24 protein-coding genes are annotated in these 23,638 nt (G+C 73.6%); 15 read left to right on the top strand and 9 right to left on the bottom strand.

Annotated elements, in window-relative coordinates:
* The first annotated feature begins 9 nt into the window (after window positions 1-9).
* Genes BJF80_RS05725 through pyrE form a run of 3 tightly spaced genes read left to right on the top strand, consistent with a single transcriptional unit; the run spans window position 10 to window position 2,721 of the window.
* Window positions 10-798 carry an SDR family NAD(P)-dependent oxidoreductase gene (locus BJF80_RS05725; protein WP_075812083.1) on the top strand — a complete coding sequence of 263 codons (789 nt, stop codon included), beginning with the start codon at window positions 10-12 and terminating at the stop codon, window positions 796-798.
* Window positions 795-2,117: a glycoside hydrolase family 15 protein gene (locus tag BJF80_RS05730; protein WP_075812085.1), complete on the top strand. Its 1,323-nt coding sequence runs from the start codon at window positions 795-797 to the stop codon at window positions 2,115-2,117. The genes BJF80_RS05725 and BJF80_RS05730 overlap by 4 nt, the downstream gene beginning before the upstream one ends.
* Window positions 2,118-2,169: 52 nt before the next feature.
* On the top strand, window positions 2,170-2,721 hold the full coding sequence (pyrE, locus tag BJF80_RS05735; protein ID WP_075812087.1) for an orotate phosphoribosyltransferase: 552 nt from the start codon (window positions 2,170-2,172) through the stop codon (window positions 2,719-2,721).
* Between the two features lie 120 nt (window positions 2,722-2,841).
* Here the strand turns inward: pyrE and BJF80_RS18745 are convergent, their stop codons facing one another.
* Window positions 2,842-4,542 carry a sunset domain-containing protein gene (locus BJF80_RS18745; protein WP_075812089.1) on the bottom strand — a complete coding sequence of 567 codons (1,701 nt, stop codon included), beginning with the start codon at window positions 4,540-4,542 and terminating at the stop codon, window positions 2,842-2,844.
* Between the two features lie 139 nt (window positions 4,543-4,681).
* Between BJF80_RS18745 and BJF80_RS05745 the strand changes: the two genes are divergently transcribed.
* On the top strand, window positions 4,682-5,326 hold the full coding sequence (locus tag BJF80_RS05745) for a TrmH family RNA methyltransferase (protein ID WP_075812201.1): 645 nt from the start codon (window positions 4,682-4,684) through the stop codon (window positions 5,324-5,326).
* 4 nt (window positions 5,327-5,330) lie between these two features.
* On the top strand, window positions 5,331-6,134 hold the full coding sequence (locus BJF80_RS05750; RefSeq protein WP_075812091.1) for a transglutaminase-like domain-containing protein: 804 nt from the start codon (window positions 5,331-5,333) through the stop codon (window positions 6,132-6,134).
* 10 nt (window positions 6,135-6,144) lie between these two features.
* On the opposite strand, the gene BJF80_RS05755 is transcribed toward BJF80_RS05750, so the two are convergent.
* Genes BJF80_RS05755 through BJF80_RS05765 form a run of 3 tightly spaced genes read right to left on the bottom strand, consistent with a single transcriptional unit; the run spans window position 6,145 to window position 9,502 of the window.
* Window positions 6,145-6,987 (bottom strand): transglutaminase family protein, encoded by an 843-nt coding sequence (locus tag BJF80_RS05755; RefSeq protein ID WP_022925388.1) that lies wholly within the window; start codon window positions 6,985-6,987, stop codon window positions 6,145-6,147.
* Window positions 6,987-7,919, bottom strand: coding sequence for an alpha-E domain-containing protein (locus tag BJF80_RS05760; protein WP_022925389.1), 933 nt, complete (start codon window positions 7,917-7,919; stop codon window positions 6,987-6,989). Before BJF80_RS05760 ends, BJF80_RS05755 begins: the two co-directional genes overlap by 1 nt.
* Window positions 7,913-9,502 (bottom strand): circularly permuted type 2 ATP-grasp protein, encoded by a 1,590-nt coding sequence (locus tag BJF80_RS05765; protein WP_075812093.1) that lies wholly within the window; start codon window positions 9,500-9,502, stop codon window positions 7,913-7,915. Before BJF80_RS05765 ends, BJF80_RS05760 begins: the two co-directional genes overlap by 7 nt.
* 109 nt (window positions 9,503-9,611) lie before the next feature.
* Between BJF80_RS05765 and fbaA the strand changes: the two genes are divergently transcribed.
* The 7 genes from fbaA (at window position 9,612) to BJF80_RS05800 (ending at window position 14,929) form a co-directional block, all read left to right on the top strand.
* Window positions 9,612-10,640 carry a class II fructose-bisphosphate aldolase gene (fbaA, locus tag BJF80_RS05770; protein ID WP_075812095.1) on the top strand — a complete coding sequence of 343 codons (1,029 nt, stop codon included), beginning with the start codon at window positions 9,612-9,614 and terminating at the stop codon, window positions 10,638-10,640.
* Window positions 10,637-11,047, top strand: coding sequence for a DUF3151 domain-containing protein (locus tag BJF80_RS05775; protein ID WP_075812097.1), 411 nt, complete (start codon window positions 10,637-10,639; stop codon window positions 11,045-11,047). The genes fbaA and BJF80_RS05775 overlap by 4 nt, the downstream gene beginning before the upstream one ends.
* A 223-nt stretch (window positions 11,048-11,270) precedes the next feature.
* Window positions 11,271-12,005 carry a hypothetical protein gene (locus tag BJF80_RS05780; protein ID WP_143553988.1) on the top strand — a complete coding sequence of 245 codons (735 nt, stop codon included), beginning with the start codon at window positions 11,271-11,273 and terminating at the stop codon, window positions 12,003-12,005.
* The gene (locus tag BJF80_RS05785; RefSeq protein ID WP_075812101.1) at window positions 12,002-12,244 is read left to right on the top strand and encodes a helix-turn-helix domain-containing protein; all 243 of its coding nucleotides are present in this window, start codon (window positions 12,002-12,004) and stop codon (window positions 12,242-12,244) included. Before BJF80_RS05780 ends, BJF80_RS05785 begins: the two co-directional genes overlap by 4 nt.
* A gap of 83 nt (window positions 12,245-12,327) precedes the next feature.
* Window positions 12,328-13,635, top strand: a complete 1,308-nt coding sequence (locus BJF80_RS05790) for an adenylosuccinate synthase (RefSeq protein ID WP_075812103.1) — start codon at window positions 12,328-12,330, stop codon at window positions 13,633-13,635.
* 76 nt (window positions 13,636-13,711) lie between these two features.
* Complete coding sequence (locus BJF80_RS05795) at window positions 13,712-14,176, top strand: SRPBCC family protein (RefSeq protein ID WP_075812105.1); 465 nt, start codon at window positions 13,712-13,714, stop codon at window positions 14,174-14,176.
* Between the two features lie 108 nt (window positions 14,177-14,284).
* Window positions 14,285-14,929, top strand: a complete 645-nt coding sequence (locus BJF80_RS05800; RefSeq protein ID WP_075812107.1) for a maleylpyruvate isomerase family mycothiol-dependent enzyme — start codon at window positions 14,285-14,287, stop codon at window positions 14,927-14,929.
* Window positions 14,930-14,950: 21 nt separating this feature from the next.
* On the opposite strand, the gene BJF80_RS05805 is transcribed toward BJF80_RS05800, so the two are convergent.
* From BJF80_RS05805 to BJF80_RS05815, 3 genes are read right to left on the bottom strand one after another with little or no spacing between them, the layout of a single operon-like run.
* Window positions 14,951-16,021 carry a winged helix DNA-binding domain-containing protein gene (locus BJF80_RS05805; protein ID WP_083673474.1) on the bottom strand — a complete coding sequence of 357 codons (1,071 nt, stop codon included), beginning with the start codon at window positions 16,019-16,021 and terminating at the stop codon, window positions 14,951-14,953.
* Window positions 16,018-16,779 (bottom strand): YdeI/OmpD-associated family protein, encoded by a 762-nt coding sequence (locus BJF80_RS05810; protein ID WP_187344343.1) that lies wholly within the window; start codon window positions 16,777-16,779, stop codon window positions 16,018-16,020. The genes BJF80_RS05805 and BJF80_RS05810 overlap by 4 nt, the downstream gene beginning before the upstream one ends.
* Before the next feature lies 1 nt (window position 16,780).
* Complete coding sequence (locus BJF80_RS05815; RefSeq protein ID WP_075812109.1) at window positions 16,781-17,299, bottom strand: pyridoxamine 5'-phosphate oxidase family protein; 519 nt, start codon at window positions 17,297-17,299, stop codon at window positions 16,781-16,783.
* An 87-nt stretch (window positions 17,300-17,386) separates the two neighbouring features.
* Between BJF80_RS05815 and BJF80_RS05820 the strand changes: the two genes are divergently transcribed.
* The 3 genes from BJF80_RS05820 to BJF80_RS05830 are packed head-to-tail and all read left to right on the top strand — an operon-like array spanning window position 17,387 to window position 18,699.
* Window positions 17,387-17,899 carry a hypothetical protein gene (locus BJF80_RS05820; RefSeq protein ID WP_075812116.1) on the top strand — a complete coding sequence of 171 codons (513 nt, stop codon included), beginning with the start codon at window positions 17,387-17,389 and terminating at the stop codon, window positions 17,897-17,899.
* A 3-nt stretch (window positions 17,900-17,902) separates the two neighbouring features.
* Window positions 17,903-18,259: a helix-turn-helix domain-containing protein gene (locus tag BJF80_RS05825; RefSeq protein ID WP_075812117.1), complete on the top strand. Its 357-nt coding sequence runs from the start codon at window positions 17,903-17,905 to the stop codon at window positions 18,257-18,259.
* Complete coding sequence (locus tag BJF80_RS05830) at window positions 18,256-18,699, top strand: VOC family protein (protein ID WP_075812118.1); 444 nt, start codon at window positions 18,256-18,258, stop codon at window positions 18,697-18,699. Before BJF80_RS05825 ends, BJF80_RS05830 begins: the two co-directional genes overlap by 4 nt.
* A gap of 123 nt (window positions 18,700-18,822) precedes the next feature.
* Here BJF80_RS05830 and BJF80_RS05835 read toward each other — a convergent pair whose 3' ends face one another.
* Window positions 18,823-19,452 (bottom strand): alpha/beta fold hydrolase, encoded by a 630-nt coding sequence (locus BJF80_RS05835; RefSeq protein ID WP_075812120.1) that lies wholly within the window; start codon window positions 19,450-19,452, stop codon window positions 18,823-18,825.
* Window positions 19,453-19,513: 61 nt separating this feature from the next.
* Complete coding sequence (gene purL, locus BJF80_RS05840) at window positions 19,514-23,608, bottom strand: phosphoribosylformylglycinamidine synthase (protein WP_075812122.1); 4,095 nt, start codon at window positions 23,606-23,608, stop codon at window positions 19,514-19,516.
* Between the last annotated feature and the right edge of the window lie 30 nt (window positions 23,609-23,638).

The following is a 23,638-nucleotide window of genomic DNA, read 5'->3' on the forward strand; positions in this document are numbered from 1 at the left end:
CTGGGCGCCATGGGAACAGCGCTGGTGACCGGGGCCTCGTCCGGCCTGGGTCGGGAGTATGCCGTCCAGCTCGCCACGCGCGGGCACGACCTGGTCCTCGTGGCCCGTGACCGGGCCCGGCTGGAGGAGCTGGCGACCGAGCTCGCCACCCGGCACCGCGTGGCGGTCGAGGTGTTGCCGGCCGACCTCTCGGACCGGGACGACCTGACCCGCGTCGCCGAGCGGGTCGGCAGCACGGGGGCACAGCCGGTCGACCTGCTCGTCAACAACGCCGGGTTCGGCTCGCGGCGGGGCTTCGTCAGGGGCGACCTCGCCGAGGAGGAAGCGGCCCTGGACCTCATGGTGCGGGCGGTCATGGTGCTCTCGCACGCCGCCGGCGGGGCCATGCGCAGCCGGGGGCGCGGCGCGATCCTCAACGTCTCCTCGGTCGCCTCCTACGCCGTCATGGGCCACTACTCCGCGATCAAGGCCTACGTCACGGTCTTCTCCGAAGCACTGGCCACCGAGCTCGCCCCGCACGGGGTCACCGTCACGGCGGTGTGCCCGGGCTTCGTGCACACCGAGTTCCACGCGCGGGCCGAGATGAACATGTCCCGCCTCCCGGACGCGCTGTGGCTCGAGGCCGCCGACGTGGTGCGGGAGAGCCTCGACGACGTCGCCGCCGGGCGGGTGGTGTCGGTGCCCTCGCTCACCTACAAGGCGCTGGTGGGCGTGCTGCGCCTGGCTCCGCGCCGGCTCACCCGCACCGTGGCGGGATCGCTCGCGAGTCGACGCCGCGCGCCGCGCCGGGCGGGATGAGACGGCGGGGGCGGCTCGCCGGGCTCCTGGTGCTCGCCCTCGTCAGCGGAGGGGCGCTGGTCTGGCAGGGCAGCCACCGGCAGGTGCCGTTGCACCAGGACGGAGTGACCCGCGACGCCTGGGGAGAGCTGGTCGCGGTCGCGCCCGGCAGGGCCGCGGACGGCTGGCTGCCGTTGTCGACGGACGGGCAGACCCGCCCGATCGAGGTGTCCGTGCTCTCGGCCCGGGCTGCGGGGCGGCAGGCGTGGCTCGCGTCGGGGTGGCAGCCGTCCGTCTCCGCGCCGCACCGTGACCTCGTGCGCAGCGCGCTGGAGGACCTGCACCTGCTCACCGCGCCCACGGGCGCCGCCCCGGGCGCGGTGCTCGCCGGCGCCTCCCCGGCGTGGCGGTTCGTGTGGCCGCGGGACGCCTCCTTCGCCGCCGTCGCCCTGGCCCGGTCCGGTCACGAGGAGGACGCGCTCGCGGTGCTCCTGCTGCTCCAGGACCTGCAGGCCACGGACGGCTCCCTGCAGGCCCGTTACGTCCCGCTCGGCGACGGCTCGGTCCCCGACGAGCGGCCGGCGCAGGAGGACGGCCCCGGGTGGGCGCTCTGGGCGGCCCGGGAGGTCATCGACACCGGTATGCCGGGTGCCATGCCCGAGGACGACCCGGCACGATCGCTCGCGCCCCTGGTCACGCGCTCCACCGCTCGGCTGCTGGACCGGCTGGACCCGCAGACCGGGCTGCCCCGACCCTCGCCGGACTACTGGGAGCGGCCCGAGGAGGAGCTCACCCTCGGCATCGCGGCCACCTCGCTCATGGGGCTCGAGGCGGCCGCCGACCTGCACGCCCGCGGCGCGGTAGCGGAGCGCGAGTGGCAGGCGGCGGGCGTGGACCCTGCCACCCTGACGCCGACCGCCGCGGCGGTGCGCGAGCGGATCGTGGACGAGTTCGGTCCGTCCTTCCCCAGACACCTCGGGGGCCGTCCCGATGCCGCGGTCACCTTCCTCCTGCCACCCTTCGTCGACGAGGCCGTCCCGGGGGCAGAGCTGGCCCGACGGCGCTCGCAGGCGCCGCAGCGACGCCCGGCCGGAGGGCTGGCACCGGGCGCCGGGTGGCGCAACGACGGGGTGTCCTGGACGCCGGAGACGGCCCTGCAGGCGGTGGCGGCCGCGCATACCGGACGGGACGAGGAGGCGCGGGAGTGGCTGGACTGGCTGGACGAGCACCGGACCGACGCCGGAGCCCTGCCGGAGAAGGTCCTGCACGACGGCGACCCGGCGGCGGTGGCGCCGCTGGCCTGGACCGCGGCGCTCGTCGTCCTGGCGACCCGACCCTGAGCCGGGGCCGCCGTGCGGGAGGGTGGACCACACCCTCGCCTACGCTGCTGGCATGACCACCGCGCGCGACCGCCTGCTCGAGCTCATCACCGACCTCGCCGTCGTCCACGGCCGGGTCACGCTGTCGTCGGGGGCGGAGGCGGACTACTACGTCGACCTGCGGCGGATCACGCTGCACGGTGAGGCGGCCCCGCTGGTCGGCGAGGTGATGCTCGACCTCGTCGACGACATGGACGTGGACGCCGTCGGGGGACTGACGATGGGGGCGGACCCGGTGGCGGTGGCGATGCTCCACGCCGCCGGCCGTCGCGACGGCCACCCGCTCGACGCCTTCGTCGTCCGCAAGAGCGAGAAGGCCCACGGACTGCAGCAGCGCATCGAGGGTCCTTCGATCGCCGGGCGTCGGGTGGTGGTCGTCGAGGACACGTCGACGACCGGCAACTCCCCGCTGACCGCGGTGCAGGCGGTGCGGGAGGCCGGAGCCGAGGTGGTCGCGGTCGCGGTCATCGTCGACCGGGACAGCGGCGCGCGCGAGCGGGTCGAGGCCGAGGGCCTGACCTACCGGGCGGCCTACCGGCTGGGCGATCTCGGCCTGGGCGACTAGCGGTCCGCCCACACCGACCGGACGCCCGACCGGACACCACGATCGGACATGCCGAGCGGCCCACTCCGGCGGGCGCTCGCGGGGGCGAGACCTGCGAGATGGGCCGCTCGGTGAATGCCGTCAGCGCTGGCGGCGGTCCCAGTGCGCGAAGCCGGCGGCGCGGGCCGCCTCCTCGCTCTCGAACCACACCTCGGCACGCACCCCGTCGTAGCTCGGCGACTCCGGGGTGTGGAAGAGCATCGAGCCGGAGTTGCCCTTGATGGCCCAGCCGGCGGGTCCGGAGCCGTCCTCCAGCGGCTCCGCGGAGCCGGCGCCGTAGATCGACTCCGCGAAGACCGGGGCACCGGCGTCGGCGCCCTGATCCATCCGCTCCTCAGCCGGGGCCTGCTCGTCCCAGGTCTGGTCGCCGCGGTCCTCGGTGACGGGTGCCGCGCCGGCGGTGGTGCCCTCGCCGGCCCACGTCTCGTCGTGGCCCTCCTGCGCGGGGGCGACCCCGGCCGCAGTGCCCTTGTCGGTCCAGGACTCCTCGCCGGTGGCGGCGTCGTCGCCACGGCCCAGGTCCGTGGTCGAGGAGGTGCCCTCGTCCCAGGACTGCGCCTGCTGCGTCTCGTCCCCGGTCGCCGTGCCCTGGTCGGTCCACGACTGCCCGGGCTGGTCCTCGGTGACCGACGCCCCGCCGGCAGCCGTGCCCTGCTCGGTCCAGCTCTGCTCCGGGTGGTCGTCGGCGACCGGGTCGGTGCCCGTGGCCGTGCCCTGGTCGGTCCAGGACTGGTCCTGACGAGAGTCCATCCCGGCGGAGGTCTCCTCGGTCCACCGGTCCTCGCCCCCGTCGGTGCCCGCCGTCGACGCGGGCGGCACGACGCCGGCATCGTGCGTGGTGCCGGAGGTCGCGGGGTCCGTCGCCGCGGCGTCGGTCCCCCCGGCCTCCTCGACGACGACCGCCTGGCCGCCCTCGTCGCTGCGGTAGGTCGTGGCCGGGTCGCCGACGGGGTACTCCTCGCCGGCTCCGCCGCCCTGGGCGTCCAGCACCTCGTCGGCGGTCAGCGGCTCACCGGCCGGCGCCTGCTCCTGCGCGTGCAGCGGCTCCTCGCTCGCCCCCGCACTCACCTCGTCATCGGAGAGGGCGGACACGCCGTCCTCCTCGGTCGGGGCGGCGTATGCCCCGCCCGTGGAGTGGTGCGCGCCCTCGTCGCGGGCCATGCCCTCGTCGTCACGCAGTCCGTCGTCGGCCGTGCCGTCGCCCTGGGTCGCCCCGGCCACGGCAGCGCCCCCGGCTGCGCCGGTCGCACCGATGGCCGCGGCCTCGCGCCAGCGGCCCGGGTCGTCCTCGTCCACGTGCCCGCTGTCGTGCTCGGCGTCGTCCGCACCCATGGGGCCCGGGTCCTGCTCGGCCGCAGGTGCCGTGTCGTAGCGCGACTCGGTCGGGGCGACCCCCGCCGCCTCGCCGTCGGCCCCGGACAGCTCATCGTCACCGGCGTGCGGCTGGTGGCTCTCGGTCCCGCCCACCGGCGCACCGTCGGGCGCCTGGCCCGTCTGACCCGGCGCCGGCTCGACCGGCGCCTCCTCGGCCCGCGTCCCCTCGGCCGGGTCGGTCGACGCCGCTCGCTCGGGCGCGGCGGGGTCCGCACCGGCATACCCCGAGGTGGTCGGGTCCGCGCCGGGCGTCACGCCGTCGCGCCCCTCGCTGCCGACCACACCGCCCTCGTCCCGGGCGTCCAACGCGGCGCCGGAGTCGTCCCCCGGGCGACGCAGCAACCAGAAGACGACGACGCCGATGAGCAGCAGCAGCAGGATCAGCATGATCCAGGTGGTGGGGTCCATCGTGGTCCCTCCGTTCCGGCGGCCCGCAGGCCGCATTCGGGTATGCGTGCGGGCTGGTGCCCGCGACCGGTCCCTACCGTAGTGCGAAACATGCAGGTCGGCCATCACGACGGGCGAGCCTGCTGCCACACTCGTGCGCGTGAGCGCCGAGCAGGAGGAGAGCATCGGAGCCGGCCCGTGGTCCGGGCCGTGGCCGCGGGACGCGCACGGTGCCCTGCCGGAGCACCTGGATCCCGAGCTCCTGAGCGCCGGTGACCGGCGCAACGTCATGGATCGCTATCGCTACTGGCGGCACGACGCCGTCGTCGCCGACCTCGACACCCGCCGGCACGGCTTCCACGTGGCGATCGAGAACTGGGGCCACGACTTCAACATCGGGTCGGTCGTCCGCACCGCCAACGCCTTCAACGCCGCCGCGGCGCACATCGTGGGCCGACGCAGGTGGAACCGGCGCGGGGCGATGGTCACCGACCGCTACCTGCACGAGCAGCACCACCCCGACGTCGCGCACCTCCTCGCCTGGTCACGGGAGCACGAGCTGCCCGTGCTCGGGATCGACAACGTGCCCGGTTCGATCCCGATCGAGGGGTATGCCCTCCCGCGGGACTGCGTGCTCCTCTTCGGCCAGGAGGGGCCGGGCCTGAGCGCCGAGGCCGTCGACGGGTGCGCGGACGTGCTCGCCATCAGCCAGTACGGATCCACCCGCTCGCTCAACGCCGGGGCGGCCGCAGCGATCGTGATGTACCACTGGGCGCTGCGGCACGCCGGGCGCCTGACACCATGAGGGCATGCGACGACACCTCTCCGCGGACCTGACCGCTGCCATCACGAGCCCGGTCGAGGCCACCCTCGGCGTGACCGTGGCCGACGGCGTCGCCACCGAGCAGGAGCGCTTCACCGCCACCCTCGACGGTGACCCGGTCGACGTCCAGGACGTCCTCGACGAGGCCAGCGGCACCCGGTGGCACGTCGTCCGCGACGTCCCGCCCGGGGAGCTCGCCGTCAGCTACGCCGCGACCGTCACCGACGGGGGTGCCGCGGCGCCGGTCACCCCGCTGGACCGCATCCACTACGTCCGGCCCAGCCGCTACGTCGACCTGGACCGGCTGGAGGCCGTGGCCCGCGCCGAGGTGGGAGACGTCGCCGGCGAGCAGGGCGTCCTCGACGTCGCCGACTGGGTGCACGAGCACCTCCGCTACGTCATCGGCTCCTCGACCGTGACCGACGGCGCGAGCGACACCTACCTGTCCAGGACGGGGGTGTGCCGGGACTTCGCCCACCTGACGCTCGCGCTGCTGCGCGCCCGCGGCATACCCGCCCGGCTCGTCGCCTGCTACGCCCCGGGGCTGTCGCCGATGGACTTCCACGCCGTCGTCGAGGCGGCGGTCGACGACCGGTGGGTCGTCGTGGACCCGACCCGGCTGGCGCCGCGCACCTCGCTGGTGCGGATCAGCGCCGGCGCCGACGCCAGCGAGACGTCCTTCCTCACCGTGCACTCCGGCGGGATGACCTTCAAGGGCCTGCAGGTCACGGCGACCGCCGAGGGAGACCTGCCCGGCGACGACCACCGCGGCACGGTGTCCATCGCCTGACCGGCTCGCCTCAGGGTCGCAGGGCGGTCAGCTCGACCTCGACGAACATCGAGCTGCTCTTGGTGCCGGTGTAGATGCCTCGCAGCGGGGGCACGTCGCCGTACTCCCGGCCGCGGGCGACCTCCACGTGGCGGCCGCCGGGCTGGATGGCGTTGGTCGGGTCCATCCCGACCCACTCGCCGTCCCACCAGCGCACCCAGGCGTGCGACTCCCCGGTGTACGGCGTCCCGATCTCGGGCTCGCGCGCCGGGAGCAGGTAGCCGCTGACGTAGCAAGCCGGGATCCCCACGGACCGCAGGCAGCCGATGGTGAGGTTCGACATGTCCTGGCAGACGCCGGAGCGGTTGGCCCACGCCTCGGACGCGCGGGTGTGCACCCCGGTCGACCCGGAGACGTACTCCATCTCGTCGTGCACGAGCTCGACGACCTCGCGCGCGCACTCGCTCGGGGTGGCGCTGCGTCCGGCGATCTCTTCGACGCGTGACCTGAGCTCCTCCGGCGGCTCGACCATCGGTGACTGCAGGAGGTACTCGCTGAGGTCGTCGAAGACCTCCGAGCTGCGCACGGCCTCCCAGCTCAGGCCCTCGCCGGTGACCTCCGGGCGCTGCACGTCGACGGTGGCCGAGGCGGTCACCGCGAGCCGCGGGTGCGGCTCGTGCACCTCGAACTGCGTCACCGTGGTGCCCCAGTAGTCGGTGTAGGTGTTGGTCCACGCCGTCGGCGCGATGTCGACCTTGGTGTGCAGCACCGCCTGGTGCAGGGTCGAGCGCGGCGACATCCGCGCCTCGTTGAAGGAGTGGGAGGCCATGCCGGCGTACTCGTAGCCGGTCCGGTGCACGATCCGCAGCAGCATCAGCGCACCCCCGCCCGCCAGACGGACGCACCGGCACCGTCGAAGTAGTGGTCCGAGACCGTGTCGTTGACCGCGCTGCAGGTGCGCTGCAGCCTGCTCATGCGCTCGGGCAGGTGGGCCATCGTCTCCTCCAGTGATCCGAACTCCAGCTCGGCCCGGGCCCGGCCCAGCGCCTTGACCGCCTCACCGGTGATCCCGGTGCGCCGGCCGCCGGTGGCCGACTCGAGCGAGGCGAGCGCCTCCTCGGCGGCCTGCAGCGAGACCAGCACCGACCGCGGGAAGAGCCGGTCGAGCAGCAGGAACTCCGCCGCCTGCGCGTCGGTCGCCGCGCCCCGGTAGGTGCGGATGAAGGCATGGTGCGCGCCGCATGCGCGCAGGGTCTGGGTCCAGGCATACGGGCTGTCGGCGTTGTATGCCGCGGACTCGATGATCCGCGACGTCATGTCCACCCGCTCCAGCTGCCGGCCGAGCATCATGTACTGCCAGCCCTCGTCGTGGGTCATCGTCGTGTCCGCGATGCCCCCGACGACCGCGCAGCGCTCCCGGACGAGCTGGCAGGCGCGGTGCGCCGGCACGTGCTGCAGCCGGTTGCCCCGCATCATGTTCCACGTCGTGTTGACGGCCTCCCACATCTCCAGCGAGACCGTCTCCCGGGAGCGCCGGGCGCTCTCGCGGGCGCCGTAGAAGGCGGCGACCATCGAGGTGAGCGAGGTCTCGTCCCAGCCGAGGAGCTGGAGCACCGTCTGGTGGTCGGTGCTGGCGGCGCCGTCGATGCCCATGACCCGGAGCAGCACCTCGCTGGTGGCCTCCTCGTCGACGACGGGGTCCTCCAGCAGGAGGGTGAGGTGCACCTCCAGCAGCCGAGAGGTGTCCTCGGCCCGCTCGAGGTAGCGACCGATCCAGAAGAGCGACTCGGCGATCCGGCTCAGCATGGTGCCGCCTCCTGCCGCTCGGGTCCGGCCTGTTGTTGCTGCTGCTCCTGCTCCGCGGGCTCGGCCTCGGAGCGTTTCAGCGCGACCTGCGGCGCGGTGCCGATCTGCACCTGCCGCTGGGCGCGCGGCTCGACCCGGGTCCGGCGGCCGTCGCCGGAGAGCACCCAGGTGTCCTTGGAGCCGCCACCCCGGCTGGAGTTGACGATGAGCTCGCCCTCCCCGAGCGCGACCCGGGTCAGGCCGCCGGGCAGGACCCAGACCTTCTCGCCATCGTTGATCGCGAACGGCCGCAGGTCGACGTGCCGGGGACGCAGCCCGTCGTCGACCATGGTCGGCACGGTGGACAGCTGCACCACCGGCTGGGCGATCCAGCCGCGCGGCGAGGCGGTCACCGTGGCCCGGAGTCGGTCCAGCTCCTCCTTGCTGGCCTGCGGCCCGATGACGATGCCCTTGCCGCCGGAGCCGTCGACCGGCTTGAGCACCAGCTCGTCGAGGCGGTCCATGACCTCCTCGCGGTGGGCGGGCTCCTCCAGGCGCCAGGTGTCGACGTTGGGCAGGATCGGCTCCTCGCCCAGGTAGTAGCGGATGATGTCCGGCACGTAGGAGTACATCAGCTTGTCGTCCGCGACCCCGTTACCGACGGCGTTGGCGATGGTGACGTTGCCCGCGCGCGCGGCGTTGAGGATCCCCGGGCAGCCGAGCACGGAGTCGTTGCGGAAGGCGACCGGGTCCAGGAAGTCGTCGTCGACGCGGCGGTAGATCACGTGCACCGGCTGCAGCCCGTGCGTCGTGCGCATCATCACCCGGCCGCCCTGCGTCACCAGGTCGCGGCCCTCGACGAGCCGGCAGCCCATGAGCCGGGCCAGCAGCGAGTGCTCGAAGTAGGCCGAGTTGTAGGGGCCGGGGGTGAGCACGACGACCTCGGGGTCGGTGATCCCCGAGGGGGCCGCGGCCCGCAGCGCCCGCAGCAACCTGCTCGGGTATGCCGCCACCGGCCGGATCCGGTGGGTCCCCACGACCTCGGGCAAAGTGGAGGTCATCGCCCGGCGGTTGGTGAGGACGTAGGAGACCCCGCTGGGGATCCGCACGTTGTCCTCGAGGACCCGGAAGGTCCCGTCACCGTCCCGGATGAGGTCGATCCCGGAGACGTGCACCCGCACGCCGTTGAGCGGCTGGATGTCGAAGGCCACCCGGTGGTAGTGGCTGGAGGTGGTGACGATGTGCCGAGGCAGCACCCGGTCGGTGATGATCTGCATCGGGCCGTAGATGTCGGCCAGGAAGGCCTCCAGCGCGGTGACCCGCTGGGCCACGCCGGCCTCGACGTGCGACCAGGTGTCGGCGTCGATGACCCGCGGCACGATGTCGAGCGGGAAGGGTCGCTCCTCGCCCTCGTAGTCGAAGGTGACGCCCTGGTCGTGGTAGCTCTTGCTGACGTACTCACCCCGGTTGCGGACGTCCTCCAGCCCGAAGGTGTCGAACTGGGTGGTGATCTGGTCGTATCCCGGACGCACCTGCCCGTCGGTGGTCATCGTCTCGTCGAAGATCGACGGCGTGGTCGGGTAGTCGGTGAACGCGCCAGTCATGCCGCAACCCTAGTGGCCGGCGAAGGGCCGCGGGTGAGGCCCCCGTGGCCCGGACGCTGTGGAAGCATGGGCGGTGACCTGACGTCATCCGCGTCCCCAGGAGGACACCATGCCCATCGCCACCCCCGAGGTCTACGCCGACATGATCGACCGGGCCAAGGCCGGCAGCTACGCCTACCCGGCCATCAACGTCAGCAGCAGCCAGACGCTGAACGCCGCGATCAAGGGCTTCGCCGACGCCGGCTCGGACGGCATCATCCAGGTCTCCACCGGCGGTGCGGAGTACTGGTCCGGCCAGGGGGTCAAGGAGATGGTGACCGGCGCCATGGCCTTCAGCGCCTTCGCGCACGAGGTCGCCAAGAAGTACGACGTCAACATCGCGCTGCACACCGACCACTGCCCGAAGGACAAGCTCGACGACTTCGTCCGACCGCTGCTGGCGGCCTCGGTCGAGCGGGTGCAGGGTGGGGGTCTGCCCTACTTCCAGTCGCACATGTGGGACGGCTCGGCGGTCCCGCTGGAAGAGAACCTCGAGATCGCCGAGGAGTTGCTCGAGCAGTGCGCGGCGGCCCGGATCATCCTCGAGGTCGAGATCGGCGTCGTCGGCGGCGAGGAGGACGGGGTCGCCAACGAGATCAACGACCAACTCTACACCACCCCCGAGGACGCCGTGGCCACGGTGCGCGCGCTGGGCAGCGGCGACAAGGGCCGCTACCTCACCGCGCTCACCTTCGGCAACGTCCACGGCGTCTACAAGCCCGGCAACGTCAAGCTGCGCCCGGAGATCCTGCAGACCGCGCAGGAGGCCGCCGCGCAGGCGTTGGGCGGCGACGCCGACAGCCGGCCCTTCGACCTGGTCTTCCACGGCGGCTCGGGGTCGACCCGGCAGGAGATCTCGGACGCGGTCGACTACGGCGTGGTGAAGATGAACATCGACACCGACACCCAGTACGCCTACACCCGTCCCGTCGCCGGCTTCATGTTCAGCAACTACGACGGCGTGCTGAAGATCGACGGCGAGGTCGGCAACAAGAAGCAGTACGACCCCCGCGCCTGGGGCAAGGTCGCCGAGGCGGCGATGACCGAGCGGGTGGTGGAGGCCTGCGAGAACCTGCGCTCCGCCGGGACCCACCGGTGAGCGCCGGCACCTCGGACCTGCTGGGCATCCCGCCCACCGAGCTGCCCGAGGACCCGGCCGCCAGGGGACTGGAGGAAGGCGACCCGCGCACGGTCGCGGCGGCTTACCCGACGTCCTGCCTCGCGTGGGCGACGCTCGCCGAGGACGCGCTGCACGAGGACGACGACGTGGCGGCCTACGCGTATGCCCGTACTGGTTACCACCGCGGTCTGGACCAGCTGCGCCGGGCCGGCTGGCGCGGGCAGGGACCGGTGCCGTGGGAGCACGAGCCGAACCGTGGCTTCCTGCGGGCGCTCGCGGCGCTGGCGACCGCCGCCGGTCGGATCGGGGAGACCGAGGAGCAGCACCGCTGCACCGAGTTCCTCCGCGCCTCCTCGGCGTCCGGGGCCCGTGAACTGGGGTTCTGAGTCCTGGTGAGCTCCCCGCCCGGTGGCGCGAGGGTCGTGTCGCGCCACCGGACCGGCCCGCCGATGTGCGAGCGGCGCCCGGGTCCGTGACCGCCCCGGGTGCCGCTCGCTCCCCATGATCGGATCGATCGCGTCCCCTGACGTGCGGTCCGACGAGCCCATACAACCACGCCCGACAACTTGTTACTGACATAAGTGTGTCAGTGGCCCTATCCTGCCATAGATGAATGCTCAACCAGGGTCCGTAGGGCTGACCGAGGCGGCCGAGCAGCTCTACCGGCACGTGCTGCGCTCGGCCCCCGCGCCGATGGCCGAGCACGCCGAGGCCCTGGGCTGGCGGCTGCGGCAGACCGAGCAGGTCATGCGCGACCTGGAGCGGATGCGGCTGGCCCGCCGCACCTCGGAGGGGACCGTCAAGGTCGACGACCCGCGGGCGAGCGTGGGGCGGCTGCTCGACTCCGAGGAGTCCGAGCTGGACGAGCGGCGTCGCCGGCTGCTGGGGCTGCGCGAGTCGTTGGACAGCTTCGAGTCGGACTACCGCCGTGGGCTGCAGCTCTCCGGCCCGCGCGTCCCGCCGTGGGAGCAGGTGGCGCCGACGGAGGCAGCAGGCGTCGTCGAGCACCTCATCCGCACCTCCCGCGGGTCGATCCGCCAGGTCACGGCCAAGATGGCGACCGGCCCGGCGCACGAGGACGCCGTCCGCAGCCAGTGGGACGGGCTCTCGACCGGGGGCCGGGACGTGCGCGGGATCTTCCCGCTGTCGGTGCTCACCGACCCGGAGTGGCACCCCTTCGCGCAGTGGCGGGCGGGCGCGGGGGAGCAGCAGCGCTACCTGGCCGACGACAACATCCGGGTCGAGTTCGCGATCTTCGGCCGCTCCGGCGTGCTGCTGGAGGAGAAAGGCGAGGACGCCGACTTCCTCCTGCTGCGACCGCCGGCCATCATCGACGCTTCGTGACGCTCTTCGACGAGCTCTGGCGGCGGGCCGAGCCGCTGATGTCCCGGGACGCCTCCGCGCAGGACGTCAAGCTGCTCGAGCTGCTCTCGCTCGGCTTCAAGGACGAGGCCATCGCCCGGCAGATGGGGCTCGGGCTGCGCACCGTCCGGCGACGGGTCGCGGCGCTCATGGACGAGCACGGGGTCGACACCCGCTTCCAGCTCGGGCTGGCCGTGAGCCGCCGGGGACTCGTGGAGTGACGCGGGGGCGACGCGGTCGGCATACCCGTGCCCGGCGTCGATAGAGTGAGGGGTCACCTGCCGCGAGAGAAAGGCACCACACCATGCCAGCCATCGTCCTGGTGGGCGCCCAGTGGGGCGACGAGGGGAAGGGCAAGGCGACCGACCTGCTCGGCTCGGACATCGACTACGTCGTGAAGTTCAACGGGGGCAACAACGCTGGTCACACCGTCGTCATCGGCGACCAGAAGTACGCCCTGCACCTGCTCCCGAGCGGCATCCTGTCCCCCGGGTGCACCCCGGTCATCGGCAACGGCGTCGTCGTCGATCTCGCCGTGCTCATCGAGGAGCTGGACGGGCTGGAGGCGCGCGGGATCGACACCTCGCTGCTGCGGATCAGCGCCAGCGCCCACGTCATCCCGCCCTACAACCGCGTCCTGGACAAGGTCAACGAGCGCTTCCTGGGCAAGCGGCGCATCGGCACCACCGGGCGCGGGATCGGCCCGACGTATGCCGACAAGATGAGCCGAGTGGGCATCCGGGTCCAGGACCTCTACGACGAGTCGATCCTGCGGCAGAAGGTCGAGGCGGCGCTGGACGTCAAGAACCAGCTGCTGCTCAAGATCTACAACCGACGTGCCGTCGAGGTCGACGAGGTGATGGAGGAGCTGCTCCGGCACGCCGAGCGCATCCGGCCGATGGTCACCGACACCGTCCTCGAGCTGGGGCAGGCGCTGGACGCCGGCAAGACGGTGCTCTTCGAGGCCGGGCAGGCGACCCTGCTCGACGTCGACCACGGCACCTACCCCTTCGTCACGTCCTCCAACGCCACCGCGGGCGGCGCGTGCACCGGCTCGGGGGTGCCCCCGACCCGCATCGACCGGGTCATCGGCGTGTTCAAGGCCTACTCGACCCGGGTCGGGGAGGGCCCGTTCCCCACCGAGCTGGAGGACGAGCACGGGCAGCACCTGCGCGACGTGGGTGCGGAGTACGGCACGACGACCGGGCGGCCGCGGCGGTGCGGGTGGGCGGACGTCGTGATCGGCCGCTACGCCCAGCGGGTCAACGGGCTGACGGACGTGGTGCTCACCAAGCTCGACGTGCTCACCGGCCTGGACACCGTGCCGATCTGCGTGGGCTACGACGTGCAGGGCCAGCGCTTCGACGAGATGCCCGTCAACCAGTCGGACTTCCACCACGCCCGGCCCGTCTACGAGGATTTGCCCGGCTGGTCCGAGGACATCACCGGTGCCCGCCGCTTCACCGACCTCCCGCTCGCCGCGCAGCGTTACGTCGAGCGGCTCGAGGAGCTCATCGGCGCACGGATCTCGGTCATCGGCATCGGCCCGGGGCGCGATGAGGTCATCGTCCGCCACGACCTGCTCGGGCGCGACGAGGCCGCTGTGGCCTGAGCGGGAGTGACGCCACCGCTCTCGACGGCCGGGCGCACCGGCGACGCTCTCGGGCCTGACGGCATACCCTGTGGCCATGGATGTGACGGTCGCCACCACCTTCGACGCGCCGCGCACCCTCGTGGCGGCCGTCGCCGGCGACCCGGACCAGGCGATGCGCTGGTACGCCAACATCCGGTCCGTGCAGTGGGAGGGCGACCCGGTGCTCCAGGAAGGTGCTCGGGTCGACTTCGTCGCCCGCTTCCTCGGCCGGCGGCTCGCCTACACCTACGAGATCGTCGACCTCGTGCCGGACGAGCGCCTGGTGATGCGTACCGACGACGGACCCTTCCCGATGGAGACCACCTACACCTGGTGGGACGAGGAGGAGGTCGAGGGACGTCCGCGCACCGGGATGAGCCTGCGCAACGCCGGTCGACCCACGGCGATGACCACGCTGGCCTCCGGTGCGGTGACGCTGGGTATGAAGCGCGCCATGCGCCGTGATCTGGAGCGGCTGCGGCTCGTGCTGCGCGAGGAGCAGGACGCCGAGCACGCCTGACACCGCGACCGGCCGCGCGGTCTGCGTCGACCGACCGCACGGTCTGCTCCGATGAGTTCAGCGCACCGCTCGGGTCCGACCACCGACGACCCCGGGACGAGAAGAGGTATGCCTGTGACCAGCTGGACGACGACGGAGCTGTGGGCCGCGGTGCACGCCGAGCGTGCGGCGCTCGCCGATGACCTCGCCACCCTGGCGCCGGAGCAGTGGGAGACGCCCAGCCTGTGCGGCCACTGGAGCGTGCGCGAGGTGGTGGCCCACCTCACCGCGGCGGCCAGCGTCGGCAGGGTCCGGTGGCTCACCAGCGTCTTGGGGGCGCGCTTCGACTTCGACCTGCACAACCAGCGCCGTCTCGCCGAGCACCTCGGTGCGTCCGCGGAGGAGACCCTGGCAGGGTTCCGGCGGGTCGTCGACAGCACCACCGCCGCCTCCGGCCACACCCCCGCCTGGCTCGGTGAGGTGATCGTCCACGGCCAGGACATCCGCGAGCCGCTCGGTCTCACGAGCGAGCCCGACCCGGGGCGTGCCGCGCAGGTGGCGGAGTTCTTCGCCGGCCGCGACTTCACGGTGCCCAGCCGGACCCTCGCCACGGGTCTGCGGCTCGAGGCCACCGACACCACCTTCGCCGCCGGTGACGGTCCGCTCGTGCGCGGCTCGACCCTGGCGCTCGTCATGGTCATGGCGGGACGAGCGGCCTACCTGCCCGACCTGTCGGGACCGGGCGTGTCGATCCTCGCGGACCGGTTGAGCTGACCGGAGAGGTATGCCCCGGGCTCAGGTGGGCAGGGCGGCGGTGAGGCGGGGGAGGGCGCGCTCGACCGGGCCGGGCAGGCCCGCGCCGAAGGGCGTGACGTCGACGACGTCGCCGGCCCGGCGGGGCCGCTTCCAGGTGCCGACGGCCCGGCCGGCACGCACCACCGTCGCGCGGAAGATGCCGTTGCCACCCGGGACGACCTCGGCCTCCTCGACCTTGCTGAGCACCGCTCCGCGGTCGCCGTAACCGAGCACGAGCTCGTCGAAGCCGGGCAGCAGCAGCGGGGCCGCGGTGCTGCGCCGCTGCGACGCGTAGCGCCCGACGACGGCCGGGTCGACCCAGTGCTCGACGTCGTCGACGGTGATGACCTCGAGCTGCTGCCGCGCGTCGTCCAGCACGGGCGCGACGTCGCGCTTGAGGAGCTTGGTCCACCACAGGAAGTCCGCGACGGGGACCGGGCCGTGGCTGCGGGCATACCGGGTGAACCACTCGAGCACCGCCTCCTCCCCCTCGAGGGGGCGCGGGTCGGAGATCCACTCCTCGGTGCGGACGAAGCGCTGCTCCCTGCCCTCGGTCGGGCCCTGGCATACCAGGCCGCTCAGGGCCAGGTGGAAGATCGAGTGGTAGCCGCGACCCTCGCCCGTCGCGTGGCCCGCCTCCTCCCAGATGCCGAGCAGCTCGCTGCGGGTCAGGCCCTCGCCGCCCAGCGCCTCGAGCGCCACCGTCTCGGCGCGCGCCAGCGTGGCGTCGTCCAGCCCGAGCTGCTCGCGGCGGCGGGTCGTCTCGCGCCGGACCCGCTCCGAGGTGAGCCCGAGCATCCAGCCGAGATCCTCGGCCGGCACGACGAAGAGCGTCCCGCGCATCGGCCAGCTGCGCACGATCGTGCCCGAGTCGTAGGCGTCGCGGACGTCCTGGAGCCGGCGGGACGTGGTGCGCAGGGCGATCGACACCGACGAGCCGGGGTAGTCCTGGCCCTGGGTGCAGGTCAGGTGCCGCACCACCTCGGTGGGCGAGGCCAGCGGGTCGACCAGCCGCTGCGAGAGCAGCCGCATCCGGGCCACGTCGGCCAGGGACCAGCGGTCGGCCCTCATGACCCCGTGCCCGGCGGCTGCCCGTCATCGCCGCCCACGGGCCCGTCGTCGGGGCTGTCCCATGTGTCGTCCGCGCTGGCTCCTGTAGCCCCGGAGCCGGCCTGCCCGGCGGCCTCGGCCGCCGCCTGTGCCGCGCGCGCCAGCCACGCCGGTGGGTCGCCGTAGCGCTGCGGCGGCACGAGCCGACCGGCCGCGCTGTCCGCGACCAGCTGCTGCAGCCGGGAGGTGCGGGTGGCCTCCCGCTTGGCGCCCGTCACCCAGGTGGCGACCTGCTTGCGGTAGCTGGGCGCGGCGGCCTCCCAGAAGGCCAGCGCGGCCGGGTCCGCGCGCAGCACCTGCTCCTGCTCCGGGGTGAGGTGTCGGTCGTCCCGCTCGAAGGAGTAGATCGCGGTGCGCTCGGGCGTCCGCGCCTCGTAGGCGGCGATCCCGGCCGGACGCATGAGCCCTTCGGCGGTCAGCCGCTCCACGTGGGCGACGTTGACCGCGCTCCAGATGCTGCACCGACGGCGCGGGGTCCACCGCTGGCGCCGCGCGTCGTCGTCGATCCGCTGGCTGACCGAGTCGATCCAGCCGAAGCACAGGGCCTGCGGCACCGCCTCGGCCCAGGTGAGGCCGCGTGGCTCGACGTGCCTCTTGTGCAGGCCCATCCAGAGCTCGTCGGCGCTCTCGTGGTGCTCCTCCAGCCAGGCGCGGAAGTCCTCCGGGCCGTCGAAGAAGACCGCCGGGCGGTCCGGGCTGCCACCCTCGCGCCAGCCCACCTCAGTCGCCGCCGAAGGTGAAACGGGTGCAGTCGGTCGGGAAGGAGAACCACGCGAGCGCCCGGTGCGGGGTGATCACGCGCAGCCCTCCGCCGTCCTCGCCCGACCAGGAGTCCGGCCCGGGGGAGTAGCCGGAGTCGGCATACTTCTCGAAGGCCTGCGCCAGCCGCTTGCCCAACTCGTCGGCCTCCGCGCGGGCGGCGTGCGACTCGCCCTCGACGATGACCACCTCCGTGCCGCTCTCCAGCGTCAGCGTGACCGCCGGGTTGGCCTCGACGTTGCGGGTATGCCTCGTCGTCGGGGCGCCGTCGTACCAGAACCTCCCGTCCAGCCAGACTCCCCAGCGGGGCACCGAGTGCGGACGGCCGTCGGGCCGCACGCTGGCCAGCCAGTAGTGCTGCGCCTCCCGCAGCCGCGCCTCCACCTCGTCCCAGCCGAGCTGACCCTCGGCGGTCTCCGGGATGCCGTAGCCCTCCGGGAAGGTCGGGCGGTCGGTCTGCGGGGTCCGCGCGGTGCTCATGACGAGACCGTAGCGCCGAGCACCGACAGGCGGGGCCGGCCGGACCGCTGCCCGGCGTCGTCACCCGCGTCGTGGCACGCTGGCCGGGTGGGAGCGCAGGAGGAGGCGCGCGGCGCGCCGCGACCGCTCACCTGGCCCGGCATGGCCTTGGGCGGGGTGCTGTCCGCCGTCGCCTTCGACGATCCGCAGCCGTCGGGCGACCCGTGGCACCGCGGGATCCCCGGGAACGCCCTGACCCTCATCATCGGGACGGGAGAGCCGTTCCTCGTCGGAGGCGGCACGTCGGGCCCACCGACCGGGGGGCGGGCGCTGCCCTCGCTGGTGGGCGGGCTGCAGACGCAGGGCGCCTGGACCCGGCAGCAGGGCCGATGGTCCGGGGTGCACCTCGCCCTCGACCCGCTCGCGGCGCGCGGGCTGCTCGGGATTCCCGCGGCCGAGCTCGCGCCCGGCGCGGACGGGCATACCACCGTCGAGGCCGACGCGGTGCTCCCGCGAGGGGTGCGCGCCCTCGCCGACCGCCTGGCCTCGGCAGGGACGGCGGAGCAGGCGGCGACGCTCGCCGCCTGGGCGCGCGCCCGGCCGGCCCCGCCGCCGAGGTAGGAGGTGGTCGCCGCCGTCCGTCTCATCCGGTGCCGGCACGGTCGGGTCCGCATCGGCGAGGTCGCCCGCCACGTGCACCTCAGCCCCCGTCAGCTGCGGACGGTGGTGCGCGCCGAGCTCGTGGTCGGGCCGAAGCGCCTGGCCCGCCTCGCCCGCTTCGAGCATGCCGCGGCCCGGGTGCGAGGCGGGGCTGACGGGAACCTGACCGACCTGGCGCACGCGACGGGGTATGCCGATCTCGCCCACCTCAACGCGGAGTGGCGCGACCTGATCGGCTGCTCCCCGACGACCTGGCTGGCGCAGGAGCGCCGAAACGTCCACGCGGAGGAGGGGACGGTGGGGGCAGACTCGGACCCATGACCGAGATCCGTGTATCCCCCAAGCTCGTCGTCCACGACGCCGATGCGGCTCTGACGTTCTACGCCGAGGTGCTCGGTGCGCGCCTGCTCACCCGCCACACGATGGGAGAGTCCGTCGTCTTCGCCGCGCTGGAGCTCCCCGGTGGCGGGCAGGTGCAGGTCAAGGACCCGGACGGCGTCGATGCGGCTCCTGCCCCCGAGGCGTCGGTGACGGGGACCGGCGTGATCCTCGACGTCCTCACCGACGACCCTGACGCCATCATGGCGCGGGCGCTCGAGCGAGGTGCGGAGCAGGTCTTCGAGGTCGACGACCAGCCGTACGGGTCGCGGCAGGGACGCTTCCGCGACCCGTTCGGGCACCAGTGGATCGTGGGCACCGAGGTCGGCATGAGCGACGCCGACGTGCAGGCGGCCCTGGACGATTGGGCGCGGCAGTCCTGAGCCACCGCGGTCGGTATGCGTTGCCCCGGCGACCCTGAGCCACCGCGGTGGATATGTGTGGCCCCAGCGACCCTGAGCCACCGCGGTGGGGATGTGCTGCCAGGGCAACACAACCCACCGCGGTCAGTTGAGCAGGGCGGCGGCGAGCTCCTCCGGCCTGCTCAGGGCGGCCATGTGCCCGCCCGGCACCACCTGCACCTCCAGGCCCAGCCGCTCGCGCGCCAGCCGCCGCTGGAAGTCGACCGGGAACAGCCGGTCCTCGGCGCCGGCGAGCACCTGCGTCTCGACCTCCGGCCACGACGCGAGCGGCCACGGCTCGGCGAAGGGCGTCTCGCTCTGCTCCGGCTCCGGCCGGACGAGCGCCTCGGCCCGCAGCGTCGGCGGCAGGTCGTGGAAGTACCGCTCGGCCTCGTCCAGCTTCCCGATGTCCACGCGGGAGTGCCCCGAGCCTTCCCACCACTGCCCGCCGCTCTCGCCCGGGGCCGGGATCATCGCGTTGAGCAGCACGAGCCGCCGCACGTCGAGCCGGTCGCACACCAGCGGTGCCGACAGCCCGCCCATCGAGTGACCCACCACGACGACCGGCCCCGGGTCGGTGCCGGCGGCGGCGACGATCGCATCGGCATACTCGCCCAGCCCGGCCGTGTCGTCACCGGCCGGGAGCTGGACCGCCACCGCGTCGCCGAGCAGCGGCACCAGCCGGTGCCAGTCCCAGGCCTGCCCGCCCGCCCCGGGGACCAGGATGAACCTCATGCCACTCGGACCATCCCCAGGCCCCGGACTCATCGGCACGCGCACGTGACGGGCAGCCGCCTCACCCCACCCAGACCCGGGCGTTGCGGAACATCCGCAGCCACGGGCTCGGCTCCTCGACCGTCCCGGTCGTCCACGACAGCTGCGCGTTGCGCTGCACCCGCTCCGGGTGCGGCATCATCGCGGTGAACCGCCCGTCCGGGGTGGTCACCGCGGTGAGGCCGTCGGGGGAGCCGTTCGGGTTCGCGGGGTATGCCCGCGCCACCTCCCCGTGGCCGTCGACGTAGCGCACGGCCGCCAGCCCGGCCCGGACCGCGTCGAGGTCACCCTGCCGGGAGAAGTCGGCGCGCCCCTCGCCGTGCGCCACCGCCACCGGCAGCCGTGACCCCGCCATACCGCTGAAGAAGATCGACGGGCCGTCGAGGACCTCCACCTGGGACAGCCGGGCCTCGTACTGCTCGCTGGCGTTGCGCACGAAGCGCGGCCAGGCCTGCGCACCGGGGATGTGCCCGGCGAGCGCGGCGAACATCTGGCAGCCGTTGCAGATGCCGAGGCCGAAGGTGTCCGGCCGCCCGACGAAGGTGTCGAAGGCGTCGGTGAGCCGCGGGTCGAAGAGCACCGAGCGCGCCCAGCCCTCGCCCGCACCCAGGGTGTCGCCGTAGGAGAAGCCGCCGGCGGCCACGAGCCCGACCACGTCGGCGAGGTCGAATCGCCCTGACTGAAGGTCGGTCATGTGGACGTCGTAGGTGTCGAACCCGGCTCGGTCGAAGGCGAAGGCCGTCTCGACGTGGCTGTTGACACCCTGCTCGCGCAGAATCGCGACCCGCGGCCGCGCGCCGCGCGAGACGTAGGGCGCGCTGACGTCCTGCGCCGGGTCGAAGCTGGGGCTCACGACGAGCCCGGGTGCGTCCCCGCCGACCGCGGCGTGCTCCTCGTCGGCGCAGGCCGGGTTGTCGCGCAGCGCGGCGATCCGCCAGGAGACCTCGTCCCAGGCCTGCGCGAGGTCCCGCAGCGGCTCGTCCAGGGCATACCTGCCGCCCCCGCCCGCGCGCACCCGCACCCGGCGGTCCCCGGTGACCCGCCCCAGGCTGACGACCGAGGGGAAGCCGTGAGGCTGCAGCACCGCGACGGCCTCCTCCAGGCGCCCCTGCGGCACCTCGAGGACGACGCCGAGCTCCTCGGCGAAGAGCGCGGCCAGGGCCGGCGTCAGCTTGTCCTCCGTGCCGTCACCGGTCGGGTCGGCCGAGTGGGGCACCTCGATGTCGAGACCGACACCCCCGGCCATCGCCATCTCGACCAGCGTCGCCCAGAGCCCGCCGTCGGAGCGGTCGTGGTAGGCCGTCACCAGCCCCTGCGCCCGCAGCTCGATCAGCGCCGCAGCCAGCCCGGTGATCCGCGCCGGGTCGTCCAGGTCCGGGACGGTGCCCCCGAAGCCGCCCCGCACCTGCGCCAGGATCGAGCCGCCGAGCCGGTCCCGGCCGCCACCGAGATCGACGAGCAGCAGCTCGGAGCCCTCGTGCAGCTGCGGGGTGAGGGTGCCGCGGACGTCGGGCAGCGAGGCGAAGGCGGAGACGACGAGCGACACCGGCGACACGACGGCCTGCTCCTGCCCGTCCCCGTCGGTCCACCGGGCGCGCATCGACAGCGAGTCCTTGCCGACCGGCACCGAGACCCCCAGCGCCGGGCACAGCTCCAGCGCGACGGCGCGCACGGTGTCGTAGAGCGCGGCGTCCTCACCGGGCTCGCCGCAGGCGGCCATCCAGTTGCAGGAGAGCTTGACCCCGGAGAGAGGAGCGCCTGCCTCCAGCGGCGTGACCGGGGCCGCGAGCAGGTTGGTCATCGCCTCGCCGACCGCCATCCGTCCCGAGGCAGGGGCATCCACCGCCGCCAGCGGCATCCGCTCTCCGGTGGCCATCGCCTGCCCGGCCAGGCCCGCCAGGTCGGTCAGCGTCACGGCGACGTCCGCGACCGGCACCTGCCACGGCCCCACCATCTGATCCCGGTGGCTCAGCCCGCCGACGGTGCGGTCGCCGATGGTCACGAGGAAGCGCTTGGAGGCCACGCTCGGGTGCCGCAGCACGGCATACGCCGCGTCCCGCAGCGCGTCGCCCTCGAGGGAGAGGTCGACGTCGTCCCCGCGCCGCACCACCCGCGCCACGTCGCGGGTCATCCGGGGCGGCTTGCCGAGCAGCACCTCCATCGGCATGTCGACCGGGTGATCAGCCTCGGACTCCGCCGAGTGGCCCACTCCGGCACCGGGATCCCCCTCGACGGCCGGCGCAACCGGGCCACTCGGCGCCATCGGGCCGCGGCCAGGATCTGCCTCGCCCTGGGTGACGACCAGCTCGCTGTCGTCCTGCGCGACGCCGACGACGGCATACGGGCAGCGCTCGCGCGCGCAGAGCGCGGCGAACTCCTCCAGCGACCCCGGCGCGATCGCCAGGACGTAGCGCTCCTGGCTCTCGTTGGACCAGATCTCCTTGGGGGAGAGGCCGGACTCGGCCACCGGCACCATCGCCAGGTCGAAGCGGGCGCCCAGCCCGGCGTCGTCGACCAGCTCGGGGAAGGCGTTGGACAGCCCGCCCGCGCCGACGTCGTGGATCGCCAGCACCGGGTTGCGAGCACCCTGCGCCCAGCAGTGGTTGACGACCTCCTGGGCGCGGCGCTGCATCTCGGGGTTGCCGCGCTGCACCGAGTCGAAGTCCAGGTCGGCGGCGTTGGCGCCTGCAGCCATCGAGCTGGCGGCCCCACCGCCCATGCCGATCCGCATCCCCGGCCCGCCGAGCTGCACGAGCAGCGTGCCGGCGGGGAAGCGGACCTTCTCCGTCTGGTCGGCGCTGATCGTCCCGAGCCCGCCCGCGCTCATGATCGGCTTGTGGAAGCCGCGCCGCACGCCGTCGACGGTCTGCTCGTAGACGCGGAAGAACCCGCCGAGGCCCGGGCGGCCGAACTCGTTGTTGAAGGCCGCCGCTCCCAGCGGTGCCTCGACCATGATCTCCAGCGGGCTCGCGAGGTGGTCGGGCCCGCTCGCCCCGCCACCGCTCTCCCACGGCTCGTCCGTGCCCGGCAGCCGCAGGTTCGACACCGCGAAGCCCACGAGCCCGGCCTTGGGTGCGCTGCCCCGGCCGGTGGCGCCCTCGTCACGGATCTCTCCGCCCGCGCCGGTCGCGGCCCCCGGGAACGGCGAGATCGCGGTGGGGTGGTTGTGCGTCTCCACCTTCATGAGCACGTGCACGTCGTCCTCGCGCAGGGCATACCGGCTCGGGCCGGTGCGCCCGTCCCTGGGGGCGAAGCGCTGCGTCCGGCCTCCCGCCATGACCGAGGCATTGTCCTTGTAGGCCACGACCGTGCCCGCGCCCGCCACCTGCTCGGTGTGCCGGATCATCCCGAAGAGGCTCTGCCCCTGTGCCTCGCCGTCGATGACGAAGTCGGCGTTGAAGATCTTGTGCCGGCAGTGCTCGGAGTTGGCCTGGGCGAACATCGTCAGCTCGACGTCGGTCGGGTTGCGGCGCAGCGCGGTGAAGGCCTCGACGAGGTAGTCGATCTCGTCCGGCGAGAGCGCCAGCCCGTAGCGCGCGTCGGCCTCCTCCAGCGCGCCTCGTCCGCGCCCGAGGATGTCCACCCGCTCCATCGGCTCGGCGACCCGGTCGGCGAAGAGCAGCGTCAGGGCGTCCCGCCCGGGGAGCGCCGACTCGGTCATGCGGTCGTGCAGCAGGTCGGCGCACGCGCTCCAGGTGGCCTCGTCGAGCGGTCCGCCGCCGACCTCGAGCCGGAGCTCGGTCACCCGCTCCACCCGCTGCACGTCGAGGCCGCAGTTGAGCAGGATGTCGGTGGCCTTGCTCGACCACGGCGAGATGGTGCCCAGCCGGGGGGAGACGACCACCCGCGCGGTATGCCCGCCCGCGGCGCCGGCCTCGTCCCCGCGGTCTTCGTCGTCCTCCTCGCCCGGCCACGGGTCGCCGTAGGTGAGGATCGCGCGCAGGTCGGCGAGCTCCTCGGTGCCCGGTTCCTGGTCGGTGGCGACGACGTGCAGGTGGCGGGCGGCGACCGAGGTGACCTGCGGGGCGACCCGCCGCAGCCGGGCCAGCAGGGCGGCGGCGCGGAAGTCGGAGAGGGCGGACCCGCCCGGCAGGACGGTGAGGACGTGGTCGGCCATGGCGGTGCGGCTCCGGAAGGGTCGGCGGGG

It is taken from the genome of Serinicoccus sp. CUA-874, from assembly GCF_001942225.1.
Taxonomy (GTDB): Bacteria; Actinomycetota; Actinomycetes; order Actinomycetales; family Dermatophilaceae; genus Ornithinicoccus; species Ornithinicoccus marinus.

What these genes read in the sequence shown, in the direction of transcription:
- BJF80_RS05815 (WP_075812109.1), bottom strand. Translation starts at nt 17,299, where the DNA reads ATGAGCACCGCGCGGACCCCGCAGACCGACCGCCCGACCTTCCCGGAG.
- BJF80_RS18745 (WP_075812089.1), bottom strand. Translation starts at nt 4,542, where the DNA reads ATGGACCCCACCACCTGGATCATGCTGATCCTGCTGCTGCTGCTCATC.
- purL (WP_075812122.1), bottom strand. Translation starts at nt 23,608, where the DNA reads ATGGCCGACCACGTCCTCACCGTCCTGCCGGGCGGGTCCGCCCTCTCC.
- BJF80_RS05760 (WP_022925389.1), bottom strand. Translation starts at nt 7,919, where the DNA reads ATGCTGAGCCGGATCGCCGAGTCGCTCTTCTGGATCGGTCGCTACCTC.
- BJF80_RS05835 (WP_075812120.1), bottom strand. Translation starts at nt 19,452, where the DNA reads ATGAGGTTCATCCTGGTCCCCGGGGCGGGCGGGCAGGCCTGGGACTGG.
- pyrE (WP_075812087.1), top strand. Translation starts at nt 2,170, where the DNA reads ATGACCACCGCGCGCGACCGCCTGCTCGAGCTCATCACCGACCTCGCC.
- BJF80_RS05800 (WP_075812107.1), top strand. Translation starts at nt 14,285, where the DNA reads ATGCCTGTGACCAGCTGGACGACGACGGAGCTGTGGGCCGCGGTGCAC.
- BJF80_RS05725 (WP_075812083.1), top strand. Translation starts at nt 10, where the DNA reads ATGGGAACAGCGCTGGTGACCGGGGCCTCGTCCGGCCTGGGTCGGGAG.
- BJF80_RS05790 (WP_075812103.1), top strand. Translation starts at nt 12,328, where the DNA reads ATGCCAGCCATCGTCCTGGTGGGCGCCCAGTGGGGCGACGAGGGGAAG.
- fbaA (WP_075812095.1), top strand. Translation starts at nt 9,612, where the DNA reads ATGCCCATCGCCACCCCCGAGGTCTACGCCGACATGATCGACCGGGCC.
- BJF80_RS05730 (WP_075812085.1), top strand. Translation starts at nt 795, where the DNA reads ATGAGACGGCGGGGGCGGCTCGCCGGGCTCCTGGTGCTCGCCCTCGTC.
- BJF80_RS05805 (WP_083673474.1), bottom strand. Translation starts at nt 16,021, where the DNA reads ATGAGGGCCGACCGCTGGTCCCTGGCCGACGTGGCCCGGATGCGGCTG.
- BJF80_RS05830 (WP_075812118.1), top strand. Translation starts at nt 18,256, where the DNA reads ATGACCGAGATCCGTGTATCCCCCAAGCTCGTCGTCCACGACGCCGAT.
- BJF80_RS05755 (WP_022925388.1), bottom strand. Translation starts at nt 6,987, where the DNA reads ATGCTGCTGCGGATCGTGCACCGGACCGGCTACGAGTACGCCGGCATG.
- BJF80_RS05765 (WP_075812093.1), bottom strand. Translation starts at nt 9,502, where the DNA reads ATGACTGGCGCGTTCACCGACTACCCGACCACGCCGTCGATCTTCGAC.
- BJF80_RS05780 (WP_143553988.1), top strand. Translation starts at nt 11,271, where the DNA reads ATGAATGCTCAACCAGGGTCCGTAGGGCTGACCGAGGCGGCCGAGCAG.
- BJF80_RS05750 (WP_075812091.1), top strand. Translation starts at nt 5,331, where the DNA reads ATGCGACGACACCTCTCCGCGGACCTGACCGCTGCCATCACGAGCCCG.
- BJF80_RS05795 (WP_075812105.1), top strand. Translation starts at nt 13,712, where the DNA reads ATGGATGTGACGGTCGCCACCACCTTCGACGCGCCGCGCACCCTCGTG.